The 7,556-nt window shown below is 68.7% G+C and carries 4 protein-coding genes; 2 read left to right on the forward strand and 2 right to left on the reverse strand.

Going from position 1 to position 7,556, the window contains the following annotated elements; all coding sequences use genetic code 11:
* The first annotated feature begins 122 nt into the window (after nt 1-122).
* Entirely contained in the window at nt 123-2,528 is a 2,406-nt protein-coding gene (gene lon, locus ACFMO5_RS10655) for an endopeptidase La (protein ID WP_376792736.1), read from the forward strand.
* A gap of 121 nt (nt 2,529-2,649) precedes the next feature.
* Here lon and ACFMO5_RS10660 read toward each other — a convergent pair whose 3' ends face one another.
* The gene (locus tag ACFMO5_RS10660) at nt 2,650-3,159 is read right to left on the reverse strand and encodes a hypothetical protein (protein ID WP_376792733.1); all 510 of its coding nucleotides are present in this window, start codon (nt 3,157-3,159) and stop codon (nt 2,650-2,652) included.
* 322 nt (nt 3,160-3,481) lie between these two features.
* Nucleotides 3,482-3,787, reverse strand: coding sequence for a hypothetical protein (locus ACFMO5_RS10665; protein ID WP_376792734.1), 306 nt, complete (start codon nt 3,785-3,787; stop codon nt 3,482-3,484).
* 1,363 nt (nt 3,788-5,150) lie between these two features.
* Between ACFMO5_RS10665 and ACFMO5_RS10670 the strand changes: the two genes are divergently transcribed.
* Nucleotides 5,151-7,466: a hypothetical protein gene (locus ACFMO5_RS10670; protein ID WP_376792735.1), complete on the forward strand. Its 2,316-nt coding sequence runs from the start codon at nt 5,151-5,153 to the stop codon at nt 7,464-7,466.
* Nucleotides 7,467-7,556: the final 90 nt, after the last annotated feature.

Raw genomic sequence — 7,556 nt, forward strand, 5'->3', positions numbered from 1 at the left:
AATGTCTCGCGAACGGTGGCGAAGGGCCTCCCCGGGGTGGCGACGGGCGACCTCCGGGAGGGGCGCTGCGGGCCTAGGAGAATTCCGTTGGAGCATCTTCAGGAGGCGCGGTGGATCAGGTGATGGAGGAACCGCTGGATCGCATGATCGAGGAGGAGGGGACGCTGGAGGCGGCGATCCTCCCGCTGCGGGATATGGTGGTGTTCCCCCGCATGGCCACCCCGATCGTCGTGGGCCGCGACAAATCCCTGCGGGCGGTGGAGGCCGCCGTCCAGCGGGAGGAGCCCCTGGTGGCCCTCACCCAACGGGATGGGGAGATCGAGGACCCCACCCCCGAGGACCTGTACACTGTAGGGACGTTGGTGTCGGTCGCCCGGGTCCTGCGCATGCCCGACGGCACGGTCAGCGTCCTGATCCAGGGGCAGCAGCGGGTCCAGGTGGTGGGGTTCACCCAACAGGAGCCTTACCTGCGGGCGGTGGTCCGCCCGATCTTCGAGCGGGCGGACCGGCCGCCGGCCGTCGAGGCCCTGATGCGGGCCGTCCTCTCCCAGTTCGAGCGGGTGGTGCAGCTGGACCGCGCCGTCCCGGAGGACGCGTACGTTTTCGCGATGAACATCGACGAGCCCGGGTGGCTGGCGGACCTCATCGCCAGCACCCTCAACCTGAAGACCGCCGAGCGGCAGGAGCTCCTGGAGATCCTCGAGCCCTCCGCCCGGCTCCTGCGCCTCTCCATCCTGCTCGCCCGGCTGCTGGATGTGTTGGAGCTGGAGAACAAGATCCAGGCCCAGGTCCAGCAGGAGGTGGACCGGAGCCAACGGGAGTTCTACCTGCGGGAGCAGATGAAGGCCATCCAGCACGAGCTGGGCGAGGTCGATGTGTACACGCAGGAGATCAACGAGCTGCGGGAGCGGCTCGACGCCAAGAACCTCCCGGAGGAGGTGCGGGCCCGGGCCGAGAAGGAGCTGAACCGCCTCGCCCAGATGCCGCCCCTCTCCCCGGAGGTCAGCATCGTCCGCACCTACATCGACTGGATCCTGGAGCTCCCGTGGACCGAGGAGACGGAGGACAACCTGGACATCGCCCACGCGGCGGAGGTGCTGGAGCGCTATCACTACGGGCTGAAGAAGGCCAAGGAGCGGATCCTGGAGTTCCTGGCCGTCCGCAAGCTGGCGGGGGAGCGCACCCGCAGCCCCATCCTGTGCTTCGTGGGGCCGCCGGGGACGGGCAAGACCTCCCTGGGCAAGGCCATCGCCGAGGCCCTGGGGCGGCGGTTCGTTCGCGTCTCCCTGGGCGGGATCCACGACGAGGCGGAGATCCGGGGGCATCGCCGCACCTACATCGGGGCGCTGCCCGGGCGGATCCTCCAGGGCATGGCCCGGGCGGGGACCATCAACCCGGTCTTCATGCTGGATGAGATCGACAAGATCGGGGTGGACTTCCGGGGGGATCCGGCGGCAGCGCTGTTGGAGGTGCTGGACCCCGAGCAGAACCACGCCTTCTCGGATCACTATCTGGAGATCCCCTATAACCTGTCGAAGGTCCTCTTCATCACCACGGCCAACATCCTGGACACGGTGCCGCCGGCGTTGCGGGACCGGCTGGAGGTGATCGAGTTCCCGGGCTACACCGAGGGGGAGAAGGTGCAGATCGCCCGGCGGTTCCTGATCCCGCGCCAGATCGCCGAGAACGGGCTGGAGGGGGTCCCCCTGAAGATCACGGACGCCGCCCTCCGGCGGATCATCCGGGAGTACACCTCGGAGGCGGGGGTGCGGAACCTGGAGCGGGAGATCGCGGCCATCTGCCGCAAGACGGCGCGGCTGGTCGCCGAGGGGAAGCCGTACCGGCGGGTCATCACCCCCGCGGCCCTGGAGCGCTATCTGGGCCCGCCCCGCTACGATTACGGCCGGGCGGAGGAGACCGATCAGGTGGGGGTGGCCATGGCCCTGGCCTGGACCGAGGCGGGGGGCGAGGTCATGCCGGTGGAGGTCACCCTGATGGAGGGGAAGGGGGCGCTGCTCCTTACCGGGCAGCTGGGGGAGGTCATGCAGGAGTCGGCCCAGGCGGCGATGAGCTACCTGCGCTCCCGGGCGCGGGACTTCGGCATCCGCCCGAAGCGCTTCGAGAAGACCGACGTGCACATCCATGTGCCTGAGGGGGCCATCCCGAAGGACGGGCCCTCGGCGGGGATCACCATCGCCACGGCGCTGGTGTCGGCCTTCACGGGGATCCCGGTGCGGCGGGACACGGCGATGACGGGGGAGATCACCCTGCGGGGCCGGGTGCTGCCCATCGGGGGGCTGAAGGAGAAGATCCTGGCCGCCCATCGGGCGGGGATCCAGCGGGTGATCCTGCCGAAGAAGAACCAGCGGGACCTGGTGGAGCTGCCCCGGGGGGAGATCCGGGGGATGACCTTGATCTTCGTGGAGACCATGGACGAGGTGTTGCGGGCCGCCCTGGCCCGCCCCCTGCGGATCCGGAAAGCGCTCATCGGCCGGAACGGGGCCGCCGGAAGGAAACGCGGCGCTTGAATCGCGCCATCTGTTCTGCCTTCGAGCGCAGACAGGTAAAAATAAAATCGGCGGCGTGGCCGAGGGGCTCAGGCGGGGGTCTGCAAACGCCCAGACGTGGGTTCGATTCCCACCGCGCCTTTTAGGGAGCGGGGATCTTCTCGGGGGCGAAGAACCGTATGCGTTTCTCTCCCCGATCCTCCTCCACGCGGGCCCACCGTACCCCGAGCCTTCGGGCGGCCTCCTGGGCGGCCGGATCCAAGGCCTCGGAGGCCACCATTGGCCAAACCTCCTCCTCGAAAGCCCGGGCCAGGAGCTTCGCCCGACAGGGGAAGGCCCGATGGACGTGGTGGGCCTTCCCCTGTCGGGCGACCTCTACCCCCAAAAGGATCCTTCGCCTTTCCCGGCGATGGAGGCCTTCCACCACCAAGGCGATCCTCAAAGCATCGAAGAGCTCCTCCTCCGTGATCCGACCGACCTCCCAGGCCGTCTCCGTCCGATCGGCCAGCTGCTCTGAGGGGATGACCCGGGCTTGGCGGAGGAGGGGCCAAAACCAAACGGGAGCCCGATCCCGGATCCACCCCTCCAGCATCAGATCGCGCCACGCCTCATCCAGCTTCTCGGACCACAGCGCTTCGAGCTCCTCATCCACCTACCCATCTCCCGTTTGAACCTCACTGGAATTCTAACGCGTGCGGGGTTTCCCCGGACCCGGCCGCTCCGGCCTTCGGTTGGGTGGTGGGCTCCACTGGCCCGTTGGGGAGAGTAGGGATCTCCCGGAGCCCGATAAGAGGGCCCAACGGATCAGCAAAATAAGCCGCAACGGCTTGTTCCCCGGGAATCAAGGTCGCATCGCTTTCCCCCCAAACTTCCGTGATAAGCACGAGGTCGGGCTTGACAGCCCCAGCGGATCCGGCCCCCATGGTGTGAGAATCCCCGGTCCAGTTGGATCGACAAAAATGCTTATGGGAGGTTCAGCGGTGCATGGTCTGATTTCGGGCAGGCTGTACGCCGAACTGGGCCCGCTCCGGGACGGAGAACAGCTCGAGGCCCATTGCCTTCTGCCCGAGGGGGAGGGCGCCCGCTGCAGAGGGCGATCTGCCGGGCGCCGTGGAGGGAGCAACCACCAACAGCTTTGGGGCCGCGGCCTCCGGGGAGGCGGCCGCCAGGGTCTTCCCGTCGGGGGAGAGGGCCATGGTGTCACTTAAACGTAGGTCGGACAACGCTCGTTTGAACCCTCCTCCGCCCACCCCGCCCACAGCCCATCTTCGGTGAATCATCCCAAAACCCGCTCCTCCCACACCCTCCCCCACGCATCGCGCGCGAGGATCTTGACTTGGTCCCCTTCGCCATCAAAATGATGCGAACCGCTGGGCCGGCCGCCCGCTTTCCCACCCGAACCCCTTTCCCCACAGACTCGCCTTCCCCGTCCGACCCGCCCGCCGCGTCCCCACGACCTCCCGCCGCTTCTCCATCCCCGCCGCATCTCCAAACTCGCCCGCCCTTCATCGCGCCCGAATCCCTCCGAGCGAAACCTCTTCCCATAGTTCCAGACTTCCCGTCACACCTCCACCCCTCCCACTTCCCCCGCGTCGTTCTCCTCGATCGCCCTCGCATCCCGCTCCACCCCCCATTCCGGTCAGGCAGCCCCACCGGAATCCGCTGGTGTTCCCCCCTAAACCCCATCGCCCCAGCGGGAACCGACGGGGAAGCCCCCGTCCCGCCCCACCCCACCCGCATCCCGATCCGTCCGCACCCCCTTCGGAAGAGATCCCACCCCCTGCCTCGCTTTCCCCAACCCCTTGGGGCTCCTTTCATGCGCACGGGTATGGGTTCCGCGAGCCAGCCATCCCCCTTTTCGTCCCTCCACGGCATTGACCTCCCAGGCCCCCCTTTGGCCTGGAAATTTGTCTGGGGGATCCGCTCCCGCTTCGCCTCCCGCACCTTTGGAAACCCCTCTCGCCGAAGGATCTTATAGGCTTCTTGCACAATCATTTTTCCCGTCGGGGGGCCGTTCCACCCTTCGGGGCGGGAGAACGGATGAGGCGACGCCTGCCGCCTTCCGGCACTGTCGATCCATCCGGAAGTTCACCAGCCCCACCGCCGCCAGAACCACCGCGTCATTGAGGGAAAGCATAGGACGGAACACCGATGCCAAGATCCGAAAGCGCTGCAACCAGCTAAGCGTATGCTCCATCCCCATCCGCACCGAAGCCCATCCCCAATGGGCCCGCTTCGGATCCGGAAGCAAGGGAGGATTCCGACGCGCCCGGTGCGGGGTGGCCATGCTTCGGTCCGGGTAGTCGTTCTGTAGTCCATCGAAACCCGCATCCCCGATTCCACCGTCAGGCTCCAATCGCGTTGGGAGCCGGGCGTCGAGACGCGCCCCTCGTCGTCGACCGCGATGATCGTCTGGCGGGGATAGGCCTTGTGGCACCCGGGGGAATGGGGCCGCTTCCCCTAGTTAGCCCATTGGGGTGGGGGATCCTGCTACGATAAGTACTAAGGGGGCTCGATGCGGAGGACGGGGTACGCGTCCGTAGCCAGCCCCATCGGGCGCGACCCGATCCGAAGGCCGGTTGGGCACCCTTGGCCTATTTTGGCTGTAATGCATACCGAAAACTTTAAAAAGGAGGTTACATCATGTTTAGGTTACTTCTGCCCCCTATTCCGATTCCGGAGCTCCGCCCCCGGATGGCCTCGTGGCTGTCCTCCCTGCCGTCGGGGGCGATGATCGCGGTGCGGGCGACCTCGCAGGGGATCTCTGTGTGGGGGATGGGGATCTCGGAGGAGGCCGCCCAAGCCTTCGCGGCGCTGTTCCGCCATGCGGCCCGCTGGAAGTCGGCTCCGGGGTTGCCGCCGGCGGCCCGGCGGTGGGTCCTGCAGGCTCAGGAGGCGCTGCCGGGCTTGGCCTTCAGGGGTGCCGACGCCTTCCTGACGTGGTCGGGGGAGCTTCAGCAGCTTGCCCGCGCCCTGAGAGCCCCCGTCCGCCTGGAGGTGCACCTCTTCGGCCGGGACCCAGCGCTCCAGGCCCGCCTCCGGGCCCTCTCGGCCTACGCCTATGGCACCGAGGGGGGCGTGACGGGCAGCGCCCCCAATCCCTGGGCCCTGCGGCTGGGGCTGGCCCGGGCGATCCGGACCCTCGGGATCCTGGTGGCCGCGATCGCCGGCGGGGGGATCGCCGCGGGCTTCTGGACCCCCGCCGAGGGGACCCTGGCGATGCTGTGCGGCTACGCGTGGTTTTGGGTGGGGGCTGAACTGGAGCGCCGATGGCTGCAGTGGCGCTCGGTCCCCCGGGAGATCTTAGAGGCCCGGGCGCGAGGGCCCCTGCTGCGGGTGGCGCTGGCCGTGGCGGTGGAAGGGGAGGGGGATCTCGTGCCCGCCCTCTTCCCGCTGGAGGGGATGGGGCGATGGAAGCCGGTGAGCCCGGAGGCCCGCCTAGAGGCCTGGGCGATCCCCCTGTCGGCCGGGGAGCTGGCGGAGCTGTTGGCGCCCCCTGAAACGGGGGAGCCCACCGCCGTGCTGGACCCCGAGGGGATCGCGGAGGTCCCCGCCCCGCCGCCGTCCGCCGCTTTGCGGTCGGCCCCCTTGATCGTGGGGCGGGCGGTGGCCACGGGGGAGCCGGTGGGGATCGAGCTGGACGCCCACGGGATGGTGATCGGGGGCTCCCGGAGCGGCAAGTCCTCCTTCGCCTTCGCGGTCCTGCGGGCGGCCCTCGAGCAGGAGGACCCGCCGGGGATCCTCCTCATCGACCCCCACCGCTCCCTGGCCGACGCCTTCCTGGATGCGATCGACCGGCTCCCGCCGAGCCGGCGGGCGAGGGCGATCCAACGGCTGCGGGTGCTGGATCCCCTCCACCCCAAGGTAGTCCCCCTCAACCTGCTGGCCGCCCCGGATTTCTCATGGGCCATTAACGCCCTGATCCAGGTGGGCAAGCGGCTGTGGCCCGATTCCTGGGGGCACCGGATGCAGGCGGTGCTGATCGGGCTCTCGCGGGTGGGCCACGCCTACAACCAGCTGGAGGGGGAGGGCCGGCGCTTGGGCCTTCTGCACCTCGTGTTCTTGGCCTACAACCCGAAGTGGCGGCAGCAGCTCCTGAACCGGATCCCCCAGGAGGCGCAGATGCTGTCGCTCCTGCTGGACCTCCTCTTCGACCAGATCGCTGTGCGAAACGGGAGCTGGTCGCAGCGGTGGCTGACCGAGGTGATCTCCCCCATCAGCGCCCGGGTCGCGCAGATCCACGCGTCTTCCTGGCTCTTCCAAGCCCTCCATCAGCAGCGCTTCGCGGACGTGGAGCGCTGGATTCGGGAGAAGGCTTGGATCGTGGTCCAGGCGGACTCCGGGCGGATGGGGCGGGAGGCGGCGGCCCTGCTTTCGGCGGTCTTCTACAACGTATGGGAAGCGGCATTCCGGAAAACTGCCAGCCCCCGCCACCCCTATCCCACCCTGATCGTTATCGATGAGGCCCAGGAGGTGGCCGGGGGGATGGCCCTGGAGCAGATCCTGGCGGAGGGAGCGAAGTTCGGGGCCCATCTGTTCCTCCTGGCCCAGGGGATCCAGATGCTGCGGAACCTGGAGGGCTTCGAGCCGGTGGTCGAGGCGCTGCTCGCTGCCAGCTCCGTCCAAGCCTTCTTCTCGCCGGACCCCTCGGACCGGGAGGAGATCGAGCGGATCCTCTCGGCGGACCTCCGCTACGGGCCGATGACGATGGACCTGCCCCCCCGGACGGCCTGGCTGCGGGCCCGGGTGGGCGGGCGTTGGCAGCCCCCCACCCTGATCGAGGTGGCGCCGCTGCCGGCGGCGGAGCCGGCCCGGGTGGCCCGGGTGACCCAGGAGGCCATCGAGGCCCACCCGGAGGACTACGAGGATCCCCAGCATGGCATCGAGGCGGCGTGGCGGGTCCTGAAGCCGATGCTCCTGCCGGAGCTTCTGAAACAGCTTCGGAATCTGGGGGTATAGGGCGCTGCGCCTTGCCGCGGGGCATCCGGACCCCGGGGTCCGGATGCCCCGCGGCAAGGCGCAGCGCCCTATACCCCCAGATTCCGAAGC

This window comes from Thermoflexus sp. (assembly GCF_042408365.1).
Classification (GTDB): Bacteria; Chloroflexota; Anaerolineae; order Thermoflexales; family Thermoflexaceae; genus Thermoflexus.

Bases quoted from the DNA above. Each gene is read 5' to 3' on its own strand.
- lon (WP_376792736.1), top strand. From the start codon at position 123: ATGGAGGAACCGCTGGATCGCATGATCGAGGAGGAGGGGACGCTGGAG.
- ACFMO5_RS10665 (WP_376792734.1), bottom strand. From the start codon at position 3,787: ATGATTCACCGAAGATGGGCTGTGGGCGGGGTGGGCGGAGGAGGGTTC.
- ACFMO5_RS10670 (WP_376792735.1), top strand. From the start codon at position 5,151: ATGTTTAGGTTACTTCTGCCCCCTATTCCGATTCCGGAGCTCCGCCCC.